The organism is Streptomyces sp. NPDC030820, from assembly GCF_055572075.1.
Map to the genome: position 1 here is coordinate 146,975 of NZ_JBVIEB010000009.1, position 16,717 is coordinate 163,691.

General features: G+C 68.6%; 14 protein-coding genes and 2 pseudogenes. 6 read left to right on the forward strand and 10 right to left on the reverse strand.

The genetic code is table 11. The annotated features are described in order from the left end of the window. Positions 1–555: 555 nt before the first annotated feature. Positions 556–1,107, forward strand: coding sequence for a hypothetical protein (locus ACZ418_RS25185; protein ID WP_468366846.1), 552 nt, complete (start codon positions 556–558; stop codon positions 1,105–1,107). 319 nt (positions 1,108–1,426) lie between these two features. On the opposite strand, the gene ACZ418_RS25190 is transcribed toward ACZ418_RS25185, so the two are convergent. The 4 genes from ACZ418_RS25190 to ACZ418_RS25205 form a co-directional block, all read right to left on the reverse strand. Continuing rightward, complete coding sequence (locus ACZ418_RS25190; protein WP_468366849.1) at positions 1,427–1,912, reverse strand: universal stress protein; 486 nt, start codon at positions 1,910–1,912, stop codon at positions 1,427–1,429. A gap of 280 nt (positions 1,913–2,192) precedes the next feature. Further along, positions 2,193–4,238: a hypothetical protein gene (locus ACZ418_RS25195; RefSeq protein ID WP_468366851.1), complete on the reverse strand. Its 2,046-nt coding sequence runs from the start codon at positions 4,236–4,238 to the stop codon at positions 2,193–2,195. 167 nt (positions 4,239–4,405) lie between these two features. Continuing rightward, positions 4,406–6,139 carry a tyrosine-type recombinase/integrase gene (locus tag ACZ418_RS25200; protein ID WP_468366854.1) on the reverse strand — a complete coding sequence of 578 codons (1,734 nt, stop codon included), beginning with the start codon at positions 6,137–6,139 and terminating at the stop codon, positions 4,406–4,408. A 379-nt stretch (positions 6,140–6,518) separates the two neighbouring features. Continuing rightward, positions 6,519–7,607 carry a hypothetical protein gene (locus ACZ418_RS25205; protein WP_468366856.1) on the reverse strand — a complete coding sequence of 363 codons (1,089 nt, stop codon included), beginning with the start codon at positions 7,605–7,607 and terminating at the stop codon, positions 6,519–6,521. A 133-nt stretch (positions 7,608–7,740) separates the two neighbouring features. On the opposite strand from ACZ418_RS25205, the gene ACZ418_RS25210 reads away from it, so the two are divergent. After that, positions 7,741–8,277 carry a phosphate-starvation-inducible PsiE family protein gene (locus ACZ418_RS25210; RefSeq protein WP_468366858.1) on the forward strand — a complete coding sequence of 179 codons (537 nt, stop codon included), beginning with the start codon at positions 7,741–7,743 and terminating at the stop codon, positions 8,275–8,277. On the opposite strand, the gene ACZ418_RS25215 is transcribed toward ACZ418_RS25210, so the two are convergent. Then, the gene (locus ACZ418_RS25215) at positions 8,251–10,425 is read right to left on the reverse strand and encodes an FUSC family protein (protein WP_468366861.1); all 2,175 of its coding nucleotides are present in this window, start codon (positions 10,423–10,425) and stop codon (positions 8,251–8,253) included. The two genes, ACZ418_RS25210 and ACZ418_RS25215, sit on opposite strands and share 27 nt — an antisense overlap. Positions 10,426–10,711: 286 nt before the next feature. Between ACZ418_RS25215 and ACZ418_RS25220 the strand changes: the two genes are divergently transcribed. From ACZ418_RS25220 to ACZ418_RS25235, 4 genes and pseudogenes are all read left to right on the forward strand, one after another. Continuing rightward, on the forward strand, positions 10,712–11,005 hold the full coding sequence (locus tag ACZ418_RS25220) for a hypothetical protein (RefSeq protein ID WP_468366864.1): 294 nt from the start codon (positions 10,712–10,714) through the stop codon (positions 11,003–11,005). Positions 11,006–11,245: 240 nt separating this feature from the next. Continuing rightward, positions 11,246–11,695, forward strand: a complete 450-nt coding sequence (locus ACZ418_RS25225; RefSeq protein WP_468366866.1) for a DUF1931 family protein — start codon at positions 11,246–11,248, stop codon at positions 11,693–11,695. A gap of 125 nt (positions 11,696–11,820) precedes the next feature. After that, positions 11,821–11,983: pseudogene (locus tag ACZ418_RS25230) on the forward strand (ISNCY family transposase); the annotation flags it as partial. A 75-nt stretch (positions 11,984–12,058) separates the two neighbouring features. Next, on the forward strand, positions 12,059–13,252 hold the full coding sequence (locus ACZ418_RS25235; protein ID WP_468366868.1) for a PP2C family protein-serine/threonine phosphatase: 1,194 nt from the start codon (positions 12,059–12,061) through the stop codon (positions 13,250–13,252). Positions 13,253–13,311: 59 nt separating this feature from the next. Here the strand turns inward: ACZ418_RS25235 and ACZ418_RS25240 are convergent, their stop codons facing one another. The 5 genes and pseudogenes from ACZ418_RS25240 to ACZ418_RS25260 all read right to left on the reverse strand — a co-directional run bounded on the left by ACZ418_RS25240 (position 13,312) and on the right by ACZ418_RS25260 (position 16,711). Beyond that, entirely contained in the window at positions 13,312–13,704 is a 393-nt protein-coding gene (locus tag ACZ418_RS25240; protein ID WP_355152069.1) for a DUF2267 domain-containing protein, read from the reverse strand. Positions 13,705–13,747: 43 nt separating this feature from the next. Then, a pseudogene (locus ACZ418_RS25245) lies at positions 13,748–13,898 on the reverse strand (MFS transporter); the annotation flags it as partial. A 240-nt stretch (positions 13,899–14,138) separates the two neighbouring features. Continuing rightward, a complete protein-coding gene (locus tag ACZ418_RS25250) occupies positions 14,139–14,636 on the reverse strand; it encodes an Hsp20/alpha crystallin family protein (protein ID WP_468366871.1) in 498 nt (165 codons plus the stop codon). 33 nt (positions 14,637–14,669) lie between these two features. After that, positions 14,670–16,451 carry an FAD-dependent oxidoreductase gene (locus ACZ418_RS25255; protein ID WP_468366873.1) on the reverse strand — a complete coding sequence of 594 codons (1,782 nt, stop codon included), beginning with the start codon at positions 16,449–16,451 and terminating at the stop codon, positions 14,670–14,672. Continuing rightward, entirely contained in the window at positions 16,451–16,711 is a 261-nt protein-coding gene (locus tag ACZ418_RS25260) for a UBP-type zinc finger domain-containing protein (RefSeq protein ID WP_263233558.1), read from the reverse strand. Before ACZ418_RS25260 ends, ACZ418_RS25255 begins: the two co-directional genes overlap by 1 nt. Positions 16,712–16,717: the final 6 nt, after the last annotated feature.

The following is a 16,717-nucleotide window of genomic DNA, read 5'->3' on the forward strand; positions in this document are numbered from 1 at the left end:
GCACTCCGAGGGGCAGAGGTCTGCACTACCGTGTGCGGCCGACCCCAGCCCGCCAGAGGCCGGCGCGGACACGGCAGGAGGAACTCGCGCGCCATGAGGCTCTGCTTCGCACAGTCAGATGTCCGGCGTACATGGACGGTTGAGCTCCTCCCCCAGCCCGGCGGGCCGGTACTCGTCTGTCAGCAATGTGCGCAAGGTGGGCAGCGGCTCACCGGCCCAGCTGCTCGATCAGAGGTCCTGGCGCATCTGGCGTCCCACGCGCGCCGAGACCTGCTCCCTGCCCATCTGCGGACGTGCCAGTGCCACGAACGGGGCTGCGGCTGGCATCCCCGCCACCGCGGCTGCCACGGCCCGATCCGCCTTCTCCTGGCCCGTGACCACGGCGGACGGACGTGGCGCCTCACCGATGCATGCACGGCGTGTGCGGCCGCCACGTCACAGGCCGCCGTCGTGCCCGAAACGATCCTGGCCGCTGCGGTCTCGTCGCGAGGACGGGCGAACACACGCCGAAGACGCCACCCCAAAGGACCCGACAGCCGAACCCGGGTACAGGAGATGCTCAACTACCTTGCCGTCGCCCTGCCGGCCGGCACGGGGGCCGACGCCCGGTTGATCGCCTTGCAGTGCGCGCTGCGCATGAACAACATGGCGCGCGTCCGCTTGCCCCTCGGGCTGCTGCGAAGCCTCCGCCTGGGATCTGCCGCAGAAGCGTGGCGCGAGCTGAGCGAAGCGGGATGGCTGCGGCCATTCATGTCCGACCGCGGCGTGGTCACGGCTCAGATGCTCGACGCAGCCCTGCTCACACAGCACCCGGCTCGCCCCGATCGACTTCAGGCCGCCGACTGGGCGGTGCGCTCCGCCTCCAGCATCCAGACAGATTCCGCGCCGCTTCCACGGCTGGCCGCTCTCGCCCTGGCAGCGCACACCGTAGCCGGAGAGAACCAAGGAGCGGTACCAGCGGCGCAGATGGCGCGCGAATGCGGCTGCCGTATTGCAGCACTGCCCATGATTCTCAAGCACTTGGTGGCCGAGCAAGTCCTCGTCGCTTGGACGGGGACTGGGGAAGCGGGAGACTTGCGCTGGGAGCTGGTCTCCAACCGCGCCTGACTCGCACTGAAGGGGGTAGGTCGACGCCCGGCTCAGCTGCACACCATCAGGCGGTTGTATGGCCATCCCGGACTGATGACGCCGGAGAAGGCCTCACGGGCCACACACAGATGCCTCCGCTGGTCCAGGATGTGTCCGAGTTGGAGCGCATCGCGCATGAGTGCGGACTCGTTCCCCCCGCGGAGCTCATCGCTGTGCTGGATCGGTTGGCCACATGCCTCATCGGATGGCACGTTGCCTCCAGTTCGGGAGATCTGCACTGGGAACTGCTGCCGGAGGCGTCGGTATCAGCGGACAGGCGGTCGATGTGCCGCGTGGGTTAACCCGGAGAGCACGGCCACCTCATGCTCGACGGCATCGACCTACCGCTGGAGTAGCAGTCGCTGCGGTCCGAACAGGCGTCATGGGGGCGGTATGGGCCCGCGGTCGTGGCTGCACAACGCGCATCCACCGGTGGACCGTTGTCTGCGCGAACGAGGGAACGCTGACCCGCTGACACGCGGCCTCTGTGGCGCTGGCGTCTCCTGTTCCCACTGTCGACGACGAACATGTCGAACAGCACTCCGTCGTGCGGCACAAGCGCGACCGGGCAGTGCACGTGGTGGATCAGAGCGTGCCCGACCGGCCCGGTGTGCGGGCCGACCACGGCACAACGCCTTCGGCTGCCCACCACGAGCGGCCCCGCACCGGCCGCGGCCCGGACGAGGACGTGCGCCGGCCACCCCTCACGGAGCTCTTCCTTCACGACGACGGTGGGTACTTCTCGGCCTCGCCCTGGCGCTGGAGGCCATGAACAACGGGGCACGGGTCCAGATCGTCGAGTGGCGGCCTGATCCCGTCCGGCCCTCCCGCCCCACCGCTTGACGTCAGCGCAGCAGTTGGTGCGCCCAGTCGCGTTGGATGTCGTCGCCGGAGCAGTCGAAGTCTCCGATGTTTCTCCGGGGCGCCGCGAGCGTGCGGTTCGAGTTCACGCAGCTCAGAAACGGTCAAGGCGACCATAGCGAGTGCAACGGGTGTCGTGCACGCAGCCCTGCGCAGATTCACTCGCCAGGAGGCTGACCGGATTCGGGTCGCCGGCTCAGGCGCTAGCGGATCGTCCGATGATTGTTCATCCGCTCAAGCCACTCAGTGATGTCGTCGTCTGCGAGTGGGGGAGCATCGACGATCCAGGCCAGCCGCGTCAGCCGCTGCTTCTCGCCTGGGTCACGGTCGACGGAGGCCAAGGCCTCAGCGGTGTCCACTCCCTCGCGAGTCAGAAGGTCAGTCCACGGAATGGCATTCTCGTGGCGGGGGCAACACTTTGCCAGCCAGCAGATCCCGCGCATCCATTCGACGACGGATTCCGGCACTTTGAGAGTCTCGGCCAGCTCAGCCCTGTCTGTTTCGCGGTCGATCAATTCCTCGGGGAAGCGGATGCCAGCTCTCTCTAGGTTGCGCCGATAGGGCTTGAAAGCTTCGATGTCCGTCAGTTGAGGTTTGTCCACCAAGGCTTCAAGCTGCGCAGCAAACCGCCTATTCTTCCACAGAGCCTGAAGGGACGGATCGGTCCGGACTTCAATCCGGTACTTCTTCAAGCCGAGGGCAAGGTCCAAGCGTTCCAACGCCTTGCTGTAGCGCCTTCGCTTTACGTCGACACACGCTTGAGCGTAGTAGCTGGAGGGCGCGTGAGCCTCTCCATCGAGGAATGGGTAGGAGGCGGACTTCTTAGCAACGTATGAATAGAGAATTTGAGCCCTATGTTCCATTTGCTCGGCGAAATCCCTTACCCCTTCCTCTCGGTCATTCTTGGCATTGTCAACCATTTCAAGCAGCTTGCCGCACACTTTGGCCGCGGCGTCGAACTCTTTTTGCCGTAGCTGTCGACGAAGCAGCAGCCCGTAGTTAATTCGAGCTGATGCGAGAACGTGTGCAGCTCGCATACACAGCGCCTTGTATCCGGCCTTGTCCTTCTTCTTGAGTAGGCGTTCGTACAGCAAAGCCAGCCGTGTGACGTAGCGCCGCTCATTCTCCGCCGTACCGACGGCGGTACCAGCCCGCCTGTACAGGTATCCCAGCCACGCCGCGTCATTTCCGGGGTCTTTTTCCACCGCCGTTGCGAAGAGCTGTTCCGCAGCATTCGGATCTGCGTGCCAGGGCGGGGTACCGGCGAGGACCTGGCAAGCGAGGCTTCGCCAGCGCTTTGTTCCGCACAATCCCTCTTCCAAGTCTGGGTGTTTCTTGCTCAGTTCAAGCAGGAGGAAGGCAGCGGCCGCAGTGAGGATGTCGTGGGAGACCACAGATCCGCTGGGAGCGGAACCAGCGTCGGTGTCGAAGCCGTTCAGCCCGAGCTCGCTGCGGAAAATGAGGGTGGACGCCACTTGTGCTCCATTGCGCCGCAAATCTACGGTCGCCGTCGTGTCGTCAACGAGCACGACGTCGGCGCGCCAGGGGGCAATGGAGAACAGTAGGATCCCGAACCGGAGCAGGCCCGCGGCCAGTTGCCCCTGCGAGGGGAGGGCTGCCACAGCTTCCTGCGGCAGCTTGAGCACGTCGGTCCCCTGGGGCGCTGAGAGGCCTCGCGGTCGATTGTGGCCCATGGTTGAGATTCGGGATACGACATACGCGGCGCTGGCGGCGTCCTCGCTGCCATCGGTCCTCCGGACCGTCAGCCGCATCCGAAGCCGGAGGCCCAGTCCGAGACCGAAGGTGACCACTCCTGTGGCGGTTAGGGCTCCTGCGACCAGGTAGCCGCGGACCGGTTGTGAGGTAGCCCCGAAAGTCGCCCACACCGCAGCAAGCAAGAAGAGCAGGGTCCACCAGTCTCTGTCCTTGATCCCTTGCCTAGCCAGAGCGAGGACGGCGATTGAAGCGAATCCGGCTACGAACAGCATGCCCCGTGTGGCCCCGTGGCTGGCCGAGCTGTCAGCACCAGTTACGGCGAAGATCGTCCAGGGCACAGTCACTGCGAGGATAAGCAGGAGGCCGCTCCATGCGAGCTCCAGCCATCTGGGCTCCTTGGGCGACCATGTCATGGGTGGGCGAACGGCGAACCCTACCAGCCGGGCCAAGACTAGAAGACCGACGAGGACAAGGCACCACTGGGCAACGACCGCCCAGAAGTTGGCCTCCAGAAGCACAGCTTCAGCAGACACAGCCATCACCTGCTGGCTCAGTTGTTGTAACGAACTCCGTGCGCCCCAGGTGCTCTCGCCATCGTCTCACCGCGTACGCGGTCCCGCGACCTGCCGTCGACACGCTGGTCGAGAGAGCCTCGAATAGGTTCCTGAAGTGCGCTTCTCACTCCTCTCGTCGATTCGAGTCACGGTTGAGCTGGGCCATGAGCTCGCGGTTGGCTGCGAGGTCGTCGTCGCGGTCCTGGAGCTTGAGTTTCAGGTCGACGACCTGCTGTTCGAGGGTGGTGATCCGGGCCTGAAGCTGTTCGGTGTCGTCGGGGCCGCCGATGCCGGACTCGCGCCAGACCTGCTCGCCCAGGACCTCGCTGAGGCGGGTTTCGAGGGGTGGCCTCGGCGCGGGCCCAGTCGTCGGCCTCGGTCATCGACCGCAGCTTCTCCCGCTGCCGCAGCAGGCCGTCGAGGTAGGCGCCGAGTTCGGGGAGGTAGGAGACGTCGGTGGAGAAGTGGTCGCAGCCCACGCAGCGGAATCGCAACGGGCAGGCGCCGCCTCCGGCGGCGACGTTGGAGGGCTCGGAGCAGGTGCCGAAGGGGACCTGCACCGAGCCGATCGCCAGGCGGGTGCGTTCGGCGTCCAGCAAGGTGGTGACCGCTCCCCAGACGCGCTGTCCGTGGCGGTCGAACTGCATGGTGGTGACCTTGTCGACGGCCTCGCGTAGGCGTACTTCCTTGACCCGGTAGTAGCAGCGAGTCGACTGGTAGGAGTCGTGATCCATCAACGGTGAAAGGACCTCGATGGGGACGCCGGCGTCCGCGTGACGCTGGGCGAAGGAGTGACGGTAGGCGTAGGGGAAGATCTCCTCCTTGTCGAAGACGGTGCCGTCGTCCAGGCGGAACTCCGGCAGGGCGGTGACCCATTCACGGTGCATTCCGCTGAAGTGGTTGGAGTCGATGCCCTTGGATCCGAGCTGGTTCATCACCGACGACGGCAGCAGGGCCATCTGGGACAGCGGACGGTCCGGGTAGAGGAGGCGGACGCGCTCTTGCTGGTCGCGGATCAGCTGCGCGGTGGGTTCGTGGATCGGCAGTTCCCGGGGGATCCGTTGCTCTTTCCAGTTGTTGTAGACCAGGACGGGCTTGCCCTGCCGGTCCCGGTTCAGGCAGTGGAACTCCAGCTTGCAGATCTCCTCGGGGCGCCGGCCGGTGTCCATCAGCAGCTCCACCGCGACGCGCAGTTCACGGCAGGTCATCTCCTCGAACAGGTCCAGGTGAGCGCAAAGCTGCCGCATCACCTCGGGCGGCAGATCCTGGCCCTCCTCCGAGGGCTCCGGCGGCCTTGGGACGTCGTGCCGGGTGATCACAAAATCGTCGGGCAGCCCCGCCATCGGCCCACCTTCCCTGGTCAGGCCCATCACGCGGGACTGCCGCAGCACGTTGCGGGCCGCTCGGACGTAGGTGGTGCGGGTGCCAGCGGCGATGCGGCCGTTGGCCTCCAGGAACGTTATGCGGTTCAGGTAGTTCTCGATGTCCGCCCGCCCCAGCGCCGCGGTGTCCATGCCGTGGTCCTGGCGGGCGTCCAGACTCCGCGACAGGAAGGACAGCCCGGTCAGGTGCTGGCGGGCGTGGGAGGACGTGCTGCGAGACCGCACCCGGATCAGGTAGTCGCGGGCCCAGCGCTTAGCGGCCTCCTTCAGCCAGGGCTGGTGGAGGGCGGTGAAGTCCATCGAGCCGCGGTGTCCGAAGACCGCCAGGTCCCAGGTGTCCTTGCCGTACTCGCCCTCCGGCGTCTTGAAGGCCCGCAGCGCGTAGGCGGTCAGCCGGTTGAGCAGGATCGTCGCGGTGCTGTTCGACTTCGGCTCAGGAACGTCTTCCAAGCGGCCTGCCAGGGAGGGGCGGATGGTGCGGTCGATGAGCGGGCGCACCCCGCCAACGTCGGTCTTCGCCCCGCGACGGCAGCGGTGCTGCAGCCCAATCAGCAGCTGAGCGACGACCAGGTCAGGCAGGCCTGCGAGGCCGCGACCGTCGGAGTGCCCGATCGCTCGGCCACGGCGGGATCAGAGCGGTCGCTCGTGCCGCCGGCGTCCGTGAAGCGACTGTGTCCCTGGGCGTGCGGGAACTCGACTGTGGCCAGGCGCCATTGGGACGGGTCCGCAGGGCGGCGATGGCCGCAAGCCGCACCGGCGCCTTGTCCACAGCGCTCCTCGGCAGCAGCCGTATGAAGGCGAACACGCTCGACACGGCTGGGCAGGGCAGTCGCAACAGCACGATCCACCAACCTGACACTGCGCGGCCGAGGGGTCCTCACCTGGCCCGGTCGCGGGCCTCGGTCAGCTGCCGCTGACGTTTTCGGTGGCGTTGCCCGTACGCGGCATCGCGCACCTCCTCGGCGTTCTCGAGTCCTGTCCCGAAAGCACCGCCGATCATGGAGCTGGACGTGACGAACCAGCTCAGCGTGAGGTAGTCCGAGGCACCGACGGCGTGGTGCACGATCCTGCCGAAGACGGATGGGGTCACGACCAGGAACGAGACCGCCACGAGGGTCACGAACAGCGCAGCGTAGAGGAAGAACACCCCCAGCCCGATGGTGAGGAGCGTGACCAGGTTATAGGGGTACAGCGGCGTGTGGGCGCCAGGCAGGTCCCCGGCGCGTTCCCACAGCCGGTGGTCGATGATGATCCACGCGGTGAGGGCGAGGGTGGACAGCGCGGCGATGAGCGTCAGCTGCGGGATGCCCAGAGCGGTGGCGACCTGCCAGGTCGTGGCGTTGATGAAGCCGACGGCTGCGGTGGCGAAGACCCCGGCCATGGCGCGGGAGAGGCTCGCGAACAGTCGCCAGGGACGGTTGGCGCGCACCATGCCCAGGACCAGACGGACGTGGCCGCGCAGCCCCGGCACCACGTAGCGTTCGCGGTCGGACTCCTCCGCGGGTGCCGGACGGCCGACGGAGGAATCCAGCGGTTTTTCGTCCTGCGCGGTCAGTTGCCTGACGGCGCCGACCACCACCTGCCGCACCCGGCGCCGCAGACGCCGGGAGCCGAGGGCGGGCAGTGAGACCAGCGCGATCCTGTGCTCCGGGTCGACTTCGATGCTGACCGGGTTGCGCTCCGCCCGGCGCGGCAGATCGGTGAGCAAGACGCCGATGTCCCAGTCGCCGTTTTCGAGATGGGTGCCGACGATTTCGGCCACGTCGGACACCTCGACCTGCTCGTTTGCCACCAAGGGCGCCGTCACAGTGTCCACCTGCCAGCGGATGCCCCTGCCGATGCGGCGGCGCAGATGCTCCGGCAGACGGGGGGCGAGGTCTCGGGCGATTTCGGAGGGCAGGCCCGGGTCGGCGACCAAGACGAGCCGCAGGTTCCTGACGGTCGTGTCCGCGTCGGGCTGTCTCATACACCCTCGTCCTGCCGGGTAGGACTGGTGACGTCGTGCCTCGTCCCTTCCACCAGGCTGCCATCACAGGGAGGGCTGCGCCCGTCCACCCGTTCGGCAGCACGCCGCGCCCGCGGGCGGTGGCACCCCTAGCATGCTGAATGTGCGACCCATTCTCCCGAAGATCGAGGGCGGCCGGGTACAGGGCCTCCTACAGCTCATCGAGGACGGCATCCACCTCGTCGTCGCTGCGCTCCTCGTACTGCTCGCGGGGATCCTGACCGTCGGGGTCGTCCATGACGTCATCCGGTCGGTCCAGGGGCCGTACCACGAGGAAACGGTCGTTCTCTCCGCCCTGGACAGCAGCCTGGTGCTGTTCATCGTGGCCGAGCTGCTCCACACCGTCCGCCTCACCATCAGGAACCAGACCCTCGACGCGGAGCCGTTCCTCGTCGTCGGCCTGATTGCCGGCATCCGCAGGGTGCTCATCGTGACGGCCGAGGCGGAGAAGTCCTTCCGGTGGAACGTCGAGGGGATCGAACTGCTCATCCTGGCGGGGCTGATCCTCGTGATGGCGACAGCGGTGTACGTGTGGCGGCGCTCGACGCGGCCGGGAGACTACTTCCCGCTCCAGGAGGCGGGGCGCTCCCCGTCGCCGACTTCGTCACCCACTCCGGTGCGCGGCTCCTGATCCGTCACCTTCGGCCGCCGCGGCCGCCCGCACTCTCTGCTCCTCGCGAGCAGAGCCGACGTCCCGTTCCAGGGGTGTGCGGCTCACGGCCGTCGCGAGGTGCTCCAAGGCTTGCTTCTGCAGTTCCGCCTCGCGCCGCAGGACCGGGCTCCGGTCCCCGGCGGCGCCCTCCCACGCGTGGAGCGCCTCCTCCACGCGCCCCCAGTCCGGATTCCTGTGCTCGCGCACGTCGGCTGCCGCTTTCGCGGTGTCCGCCTCCAGGGCCTCGGCGAACCGCTCCGCCTCGGGGACGAAACGGCTGTCGGCCCGCGGGACGTGGCTCTCCATGAGCATCGTTGCCCGGCCGAACCCCTTGAGCGCCTCCTGCGCCTCCTGCGCCTCGCGCGACGTGAGCCCCCGGGGGCGGACTGGTTCCTGCCTTGCCCGGTCGTATGCCTCCTGCCAGGCGGCACGTGCCTCCCTGCTCTCCAGCAGTGCCCTGCGCATGTCGGCGTGATGCTCTCGGGTCGGTTCGGCGTAGTTGCGGAGCACCGCGGCCGCGTAGCGGCCGTTGGCGGCGAGCCAGTCCGCAAGCCGGCCCGGCAGTCGGGGTGTCTCCCATGCGGGGAACACCAGGTACGCCAGCATTGCCAGGGCTCCGCCGAGCAGGGTGAGCACCACCCGCTCCGGGACCGTCTGCTCCCATGCCTGGCCGCCCATGCCGAGCAGGAAGACGACGTACGCGGCGGTGAAGCACTGGGAGTAGGCGTAGCCGGTACGGATCAGCGTGTACGACAGGCCCGCCGAGACCACCGCCAGCGCGCCGGACACATGGGCGTCCGGGCCCAGGCCCCGCACCATCCCGGTGGCGAGCGCGACCCCCGCCAGGGTCCCGGCGAGACGGGCCACCGCACGCGCGTACGTCCGGTGGAAGTCCGGCCGCATCACCATCACCGAGGCAATGGGTGCCCAGTAGCCGTGACCCAGGGGGAGCCGGGCGGCGATCAGATAGCCGAGCGTGGCCACCGCCGCCAGGCGGACGGCGTGCCGGAACACGGGCGAGTCCCGGCGGAGCTCACGGCGCACCGCCCGGACGACGACCGGGACCAGCCGGAACAGTGTCGGGCGTACCAGGAACTGGGCGCCCGCGGGGCCGGGCGGCGTGGGCGTCCTCCCGCGCGCGCAGCCGCTCCCGGCGATCTCCAACGCCTCGCCGAGCAGTTCCACGAGCCGCTCGGCGGCCTGCCGCGCGGGGCCCTCCAGCACCTCGTGCTCCTCGTCGACGCGCAGGACGTCCGTGCTCTCGGGCCGCACCTCGGCGGGGGTGCCGCGGCGGATCGAACGGGCGACCGCATCCAGAACGTCGGCGGCCGCGTCGAGCAACTCCCGCGCGCGGTCCCGCCCGGGTCCCTCCGCCGGGGCGCCGACGTCCGGGTCGGCGAGCGCGGCGACCACCGGCCGAATGCGCTCGGCGAGTCCCCGGGGGCCGTGCAGGACGGGGGGACGGGCGCGGGCCTGTGACGGTGTCACGGCGGCCGCGTCACGGGCCGTCATCAACGGCTCCGGGTCGAACGGGGCGGTCGGGTCGTGCCGCAGCCGGCGGGCGTAGTCCGCCACGGCGGCCAGGGCGTCGGCGAGCGCGTCACGATGCGCCCCCCAACGGCGGATCGGGAACAGCAGGATCAGCACGGCCTGCGTCACTCCCCCGAGCGCGATGACCCCGGCGTGCTCCAGGGCTCGCCCGAAGCTCGTGGGAAGGGTGATGGTCACCAGCATGCTGCCGACCGTCGTCGCTGCGACGATCCCAGCGGTCGATCCGACGGCCCACGCCATTCCCGCGGCAAAGGCCCATACGGCCAGCAGTGGGAGGAACGTCACGAGTCGCCCCGCCGCCAGGTAGCCCACGAAGGTGCTGAGCGCCAGACCCGCGCCCGCGCCGAGCGCGATCACCTTGCGTGGACGCCAGGTGCGCTGAAAGGTGGCCCCACCCGCGGAGTAGGCGCCGAGGGCGGCGGACGCGGCATACGCAGGGGAGACCAGCCACAGCGCCGGCCCGATGACGATGGCCACCCCAGCGGCCGTACGCAGCGCGAGCAGGGGTTCCAGCCGCGTCTCCTCGATCGTGAGCCCGGATCGCACGACCTCCCCGAAGGCCCGCAGCCACGTCACGGGTGTGAGCCTAGCCGGAACGCCCTGCCGGGTCGCGTCGGCCGCGCCGCCGCCTCCTGGCTGCGCCGCGCTCGGCGGACGCGCGATCCCGGGCCGACCTACACCCACAAACCGGCACCCTCGCGTACAGGGCGATCGGTGACCACACCCCCAGCGCCGCCTGTTCACCACCAGCGGCCGCGGCTCGACGTCGTCCTCGTGGCCGATCCGGGATGGCCAACGGAGGACGCGAAGCGACTGAAGAACGGACCGGCCCTACCAGGACAACACTCGCCCCGTCATCGCCATGATCGGCCCGCCGGAGCACATCGCGCTGCTGTCGCTGCCCATGCTCAGCCTGATGCGCGCCGCCCACCGGCTGAGGGGCGCGGCCCTCGGCGTGATCGGAGCGCTGATCCCGGAGTCCGGCAACACCCTGTCACCCGGGAGGATCCAGTACACCAGTGAGGCACCGCACGTCCGCGGGCGGTTGCGGCTGCTAGGCGGGATGGTCCGCGTCAACCGGCCCTGGCTGTGCTGTTCACCGGCCTCTCCCGAGCGCTCGCCGGCGTGTTCGCCACCGCGGCGTTCGGCCTCATGAGCAGCGACATCTGGGGTCACCCTTTACGTGGGGCAGCTCCGCGACGCGGTGTTCGCCCTGCTGTCGATCCGCACGCCCGTCCGACTACCCGGGCAGTCGGACGCCTGGGCCTGGCAGGGCAATACAGAAAGGCTAATTGGGCCCGGCATGCGCATGCGTTCGCGCGCCCCGTCGGCCAGGCTGAACGGGAAGCCCAGGGGCCGGGAGCCCACCCGGCGCCCGCAGCCGGAGGTTGCCGTCATGACCGTGATGTCCATCGCCAGGTTCGAAAGGTTCTTCCGCGCGGCCGCGGGGCTGGACGTCGACAAGAACGATCTCAAGCGCTACAGCGACTTCGTCGACGCCAAGCTCTACGATCTGCTGACCGTCGCCCAGGCCACTGCCAAGGCCAACGGGCGCGACCTCATCCGGACCTGTGACCTACCGATCACGAAAGGCTTGCAGGAGAGCATTCACCACTTCCGGAAGATCGACCAGGAAGTAGAACTCAAACCGATCCTGGAACAGCTCGCCACCCACCCGGCTCTGGACCGCACGCCCGACGAGGAGACCGAGGCGGCCTATCCGGACATCATCGGCGGACTCAGCCTGGCCCTGGCCCAGAGCTTCAAGATCCTCCACCCCGACCTGAAAAACCCCCAGACCCAGCACTGGGACGAGGCCCGAGCCGTCTTCGACCTCCTGCTGTGAGTCGCGACCGGACCAGACGGTGCAGACCACGCCCAAACAGCGTCAGCGCGCTCTGCTTCCTCGGCTGCCGCAACGACCTGCTGGCTCGCCGCAGGCCCTCGTCCACGTCCAAGGTGCTGCCCAAAGCGGGCATGGGCGGTGAGCTGGCCGAGACCGCGGCGGGCGCCCGCCGGCTGCTGGAGCGGATCACTGTGCGGCTTGCGGGCATCCGCACGATCCCCCGACCGGCTCGTGACGTCAGCCGATCCCGAAGCCCGACCGATCCGCAACGGCAAGCTCCAACACCCAGGCTGATCGGCTCACATCTCGGATGTCGGAGAGCTCAGATTGTGGCGGCTCGATCTCGCGGGGATGATCGAAGGCATGGACAGGAACATGTCCGTCGGGTCCGGTGAGCGACTGCTGGAGGAACTGGTCAGAGCAGCCCAGCTGGCATCACCTGCGGAACTGCCCGTGGTCCTGAACCGGTATGCCGAGGCCATGGGTCTGGGCAGGGCCGTTGTCTATCTGGTCGACATCCAGCAAAGACTGCTGGTGCCGATTGTCGAAAGCGAGCCGGAACTGGAGCTCGACACTTCGCTGGCCGGATGGGCCTACCGCACCGACTCTCTCCGAGTGGAAGAAGTCCCCTCCGGCGGACTGAACGTATGGCTGCCTCTGGCCGACGGAGCGGAGCGGCTGGGCGTCGTGGAGCTGAACATGAGCACCCTGGACGGGCTCAAGCTGCGGCGCTGTCGAACGACGGCGCTGCTCCTCGCACTGATCATCACATCCAAGCGCACCTACAGCGACACCATCGCACAGCGCATGCGTACCAGGCCGATGCACCTGCCCACGGAGATGGTGAGGGCTTTTCTTCCTCCCCGCTCGATCGGCACCGGGCGGGTCGTTTCGACGGCGGTTCTGGAGCCTGCGTACGAACTGGGCGGCGATGCTTTCGACCATGCGTTCACCGAGGACGTGCTGCACGCCACGATCCTTGACGGCATGGGGCACGATCTGGCGTCCGGACTTGCCACCTCTGTCGCCATGGCAGGTTGCCGTAACGCCCGGCGCAGCGGGGCAGACCTGGACGAACTCGTGGGCACCATGGACGAGGCACTGGCGAAGTGGCTTCCGGAACAGTTCTGCACGGGTGTCTTCACCCAGTTGCACATGCCCACCGGTGTGCTGCGCTGGTGCAACTGCGGCCACCCGCCCCCGTTGCTCATCCGTCGCCACCGCCTGCTCCACAATGCCTTGGAGCGGCCACCTGAGCCTCCTTTGGGTCTACCCGCCAGTCTCGGCGGGACCGCCCGTCAGGTGCACGACGTCAGCCTCGAACCCGGTGACCGAATACTGCTCTACTCAGACGGCGTCGTAGAGTCACGCGACGAGGCAGGCGAAGAGTTCGGCCTGGAGCGCTTCACCGACTACATCATCCGCTCGACCGCAGCGGGGCAGAGCGCCCCGGAAGCGCTGCGCCTGCTCATCCACGCCATCCTCGAGCACCGGCACAACAAACTCAGCGACGACGCCACGATCTTGATGTTCGAGTGGCAGCCCCCTGACCGGTGACCGCAAGAGCCGGAGAGCGCAGCCGTGGCGCCGGCTTTCGTTCTGGGCGCCTCACGAGCTCAGTCCGCGAGGTCGGCCTTGCCGAACAGGACCGCGTAACTCGAGGGGAGTTGACTGATGATCTGGTTCAGCTCTCCGCCGGTGACAGCGTCGGCAACGGTGGTCAGGACCGCGCTGGCGTCCCACTGCGCCGTACGCGGCCGGGCATGGGTGCGCTCGGCGACCCGGCGGTAGAACTCTTCGATCCCGAAGCCTCGCGCCTGCTGCGGCGTGGCATGGTCCAGAACTTGTCCCAGCGGGCCGGGCAGCTGGGATGCGAGGTCCTTGACCTCTCCCGGGCTGATCCGTTGGGCCAGCACTTCCAGCACGGCGTTGGTGACGTCCGCGGCTTCGGCCTGGTCGTTGTATTCGCCTCGCTCGCGCACACGGGCGAGGAATCCGTCGTATTTCATAGCTGCCTTCCTTCTGCCCCGGTCACCGCTGGTCATGAGGGTCGCCCGGTGCGCTGTCGCGCCGGGCGGCAACCACCACGACGATCGTCACTTCGAGCCCGTCCAGAATCCAGACGGCTCCCAAACGAATGACGATCCGCCAATGGAATCGGGACCACGCAGCCGGCCGGCCGGGCGGGGACCTTGGTCGTCACGACACCGAACTCGTCAGTGCTGGTCGTGCCACGCCTCCTTGTTCAGGGCCATGGGCTGTTGCTCGGAAGGTACAGAACAGGCGGGTATGGACAGGTCCGCAGCCGGTGGGGAGCCGCGTGCCGCGGCTCCGCCGCCGAGGGGTTGTGACGCGGGACGTCATCCATGAGTCACCCGGGTGTCGAGCGTCGCCGGCCCGGCCGCGGTGCCGGACGTGTGTCCGGAACCGCGGCGTTCGCGTCTCAGCCGCTGCTCTCGGTGCTTTCACTCGTCTGGCTGATCTCGACGTGCCGCGGCTTTGCGACCTCGGCCTTGGGGACGGTGATGGTCAGCACCCCGTCCGACATCTGCGCATTGATCTTTTCGGTGTCGACCTCTCCGGGCAGCCGCAGCCGGTACTCGAAGGCTCCGGTGCGGCGGGTGCTCCGGCGCAGGACGCCTTTGCGTTCCTTCTCCTTGATCTCTCCGGTGACCACCAGCTCCTGGCCGTTGGCTTCGACGTCGATGTCCTTGCTCTTGACGCCGGGGAGTTCGATCTCGACGTGGAAGGCGTCGTCGGACTCCGTGACATCCGCCAGTGGTGTCCACGCGACTGCGGGCGCCACGCCTCCCACCGTGGATTCGATCAGTCCGCTCATCTCGCCGAGCAGTTGGTCGAACTCCGTCAGCGGATCGCGTGCCCAGCCCAGGGGCCTGTGCTGCACTGCGCCACCGCGGTGGCGCCGGACGGGCATGGTCATTCCCATCGCCTCCTTCTCCTCGCCCGCTGGGCGTCATGCGAGCCAAGCGGACTCCTTCGGACGGGTGTACGGGGAGCTGTCGGTGCCGCCCGGCGCGGCCGCGTGGCCCAGGTAGCGGTGCACGAAGTGGATACTCATCGCGCCTTCTCCGACCGCGGAGGCCACACGCTTCACCGAGCCGCTGCGGACGTCGCCGGCGGCGAAGACGCCAGGCAGGCTGGTCTCCAACGTCAGGCAGTCGCGGCCCTGGCTCTGCCACAGTTCGGGAACGGAGCACGCCTGCGCCTCCGCGCCGGTGAGCACGTAGCCGCGCGCGTCGAGGGCGAGCGCGCCGGACAGCCACTCGGTGTGAGGGTCTGCGCCGGTGAAGACGAACAGGGCCCGCACCGCGAGGTGGCGGTGCTCGCCCATACGGTGGTCGACCACGGTGACCGCCTCCAGCGCCTTGTCGCCGAGTGCCTCGGTCATCTCGGTGTGCAGCAGCACGCGCACCCGCGGGTGGCGCTCGATCTGATCGATCAGGTAGCGGGACATGTGCGCCTCGAGGCTCGGCCCACGGACGAGCAGATACACCTGTGGTGCGTACCCGGCCAGGAAGAGCACGGCCTGGCCTGCGGAGTTGCCGCCGCCGACCACCGCCACCGGGTCGGTACGGCACTGCTGGGCCTCGTAGAGGGTCGCCGAGTAGTGGACGCTCGCGCCCTCCAACGGTTCGATGCCGGGTGCATGGAGGCGGCGGTAGCGGGCGCCGGTTGCCAGGACGACGGTGCGGGCGGTGATCTCGCTGCCGTCGGCGAAGCTGACGGCGTAGTGGCCGCCCCGCGGTTCGAGCCGGGCCGCCTCCGCCGGGACGCTGATCCGGGCGCCGAACTTGCCCGCCTGGAGCACAGCGCGCTCGGTGAGTTCGGCGCCGGAGATGCCGGAGGGGAAGCCGAAGCAGTTGTCGATGCGGGAGGACATCCCGGCCTGGCCACCGGTGGCCATCGCCTCGACCACGGTCGTGCCGAGGCCCTCCGAGGCGGCGTTCACCGCGGCGGCGAGACCGGCCGGACCGCAGCCGACGATCAGGAGATCGCCGTGGCCGTTGCCCGACGGCAGGGGCGGCAGGCCGATGAACCGGGCCAGTTCGGCGTTGCTCGGATTGCGCAGCAAGGTCGTGTCCCGCCAGATCACCAGCGGCGTCTGCTCCGGACCGACCGCGAAGCGGCGCAGCAGCGCCTCGGCCTCCTCGTCCGTCTCCAGATCGATCCAGCGGTGCGGCAGCCGGTTGCGGGCGGCGAACTCGCGCAGCCGCCGGGTGTCGGGCGAATAGCGCGAGCCGATGATGCGGAAACCAGCGCCCTGCCCGACGAGCAGAGCACGGCGGCCCAGGCAGGCGCGCAGCACCACATCACCAAGGATGGAGTCCCGGGTCACCAGGTCACGCAGCTGGTCCATGGACAGGGCGAGAATCTCGCCGGGGTCCCTGACCACGGCGGTGTAGAAGGCCACCTGTCCGTTCAGGAGGCCGAGTTCGCCGATGAAGCGGCCGGGGCCGTGCACGCGTAGCAGGTGTTCATCGGGCGTGCCGTAGCCCTCGACGATGGCGACCGAACCACTGAGGACGACGTAGAACGTCTCGCACCGCTCCCCCTCCCGGATCAGCACGTCACCGGCGTCGACCGCGTGCCGCCGGCCGTGCTGCGCCAGGCGGGCCATCTGGTCGCCCGACAGGCGGGGATAGGCGCCGTAGATGTCGGGCGTCTCGAAGGGGACGCTCTCCTCCGCCTCGTCCGGCACAGGCGCTGCGCCGGGCCGCGTCTCGTCGCCGGACATCACACGAACGCCTCATGGACGAAGCACCACCGCCAGTCCTCGCCGGGCTCCAGCGACGCCACGATCGGATGGCCGTCGGCGGCGGCGTGACGGCGGGCGTGCCGGTTCGGCGAGGAATCGCAGCAGCCGACGTGGCCGCAGGTCAGGCAGAGCCTGAGGTGGACCCAGGGGGAATGCGTGGCCAGGCACTCCTCGCACCCCGGGGCACGCGGGGTGACGGGGCGTACGAGGGCGAGGTGGGGGTCGGTCCGTACGGTCATGGCCGA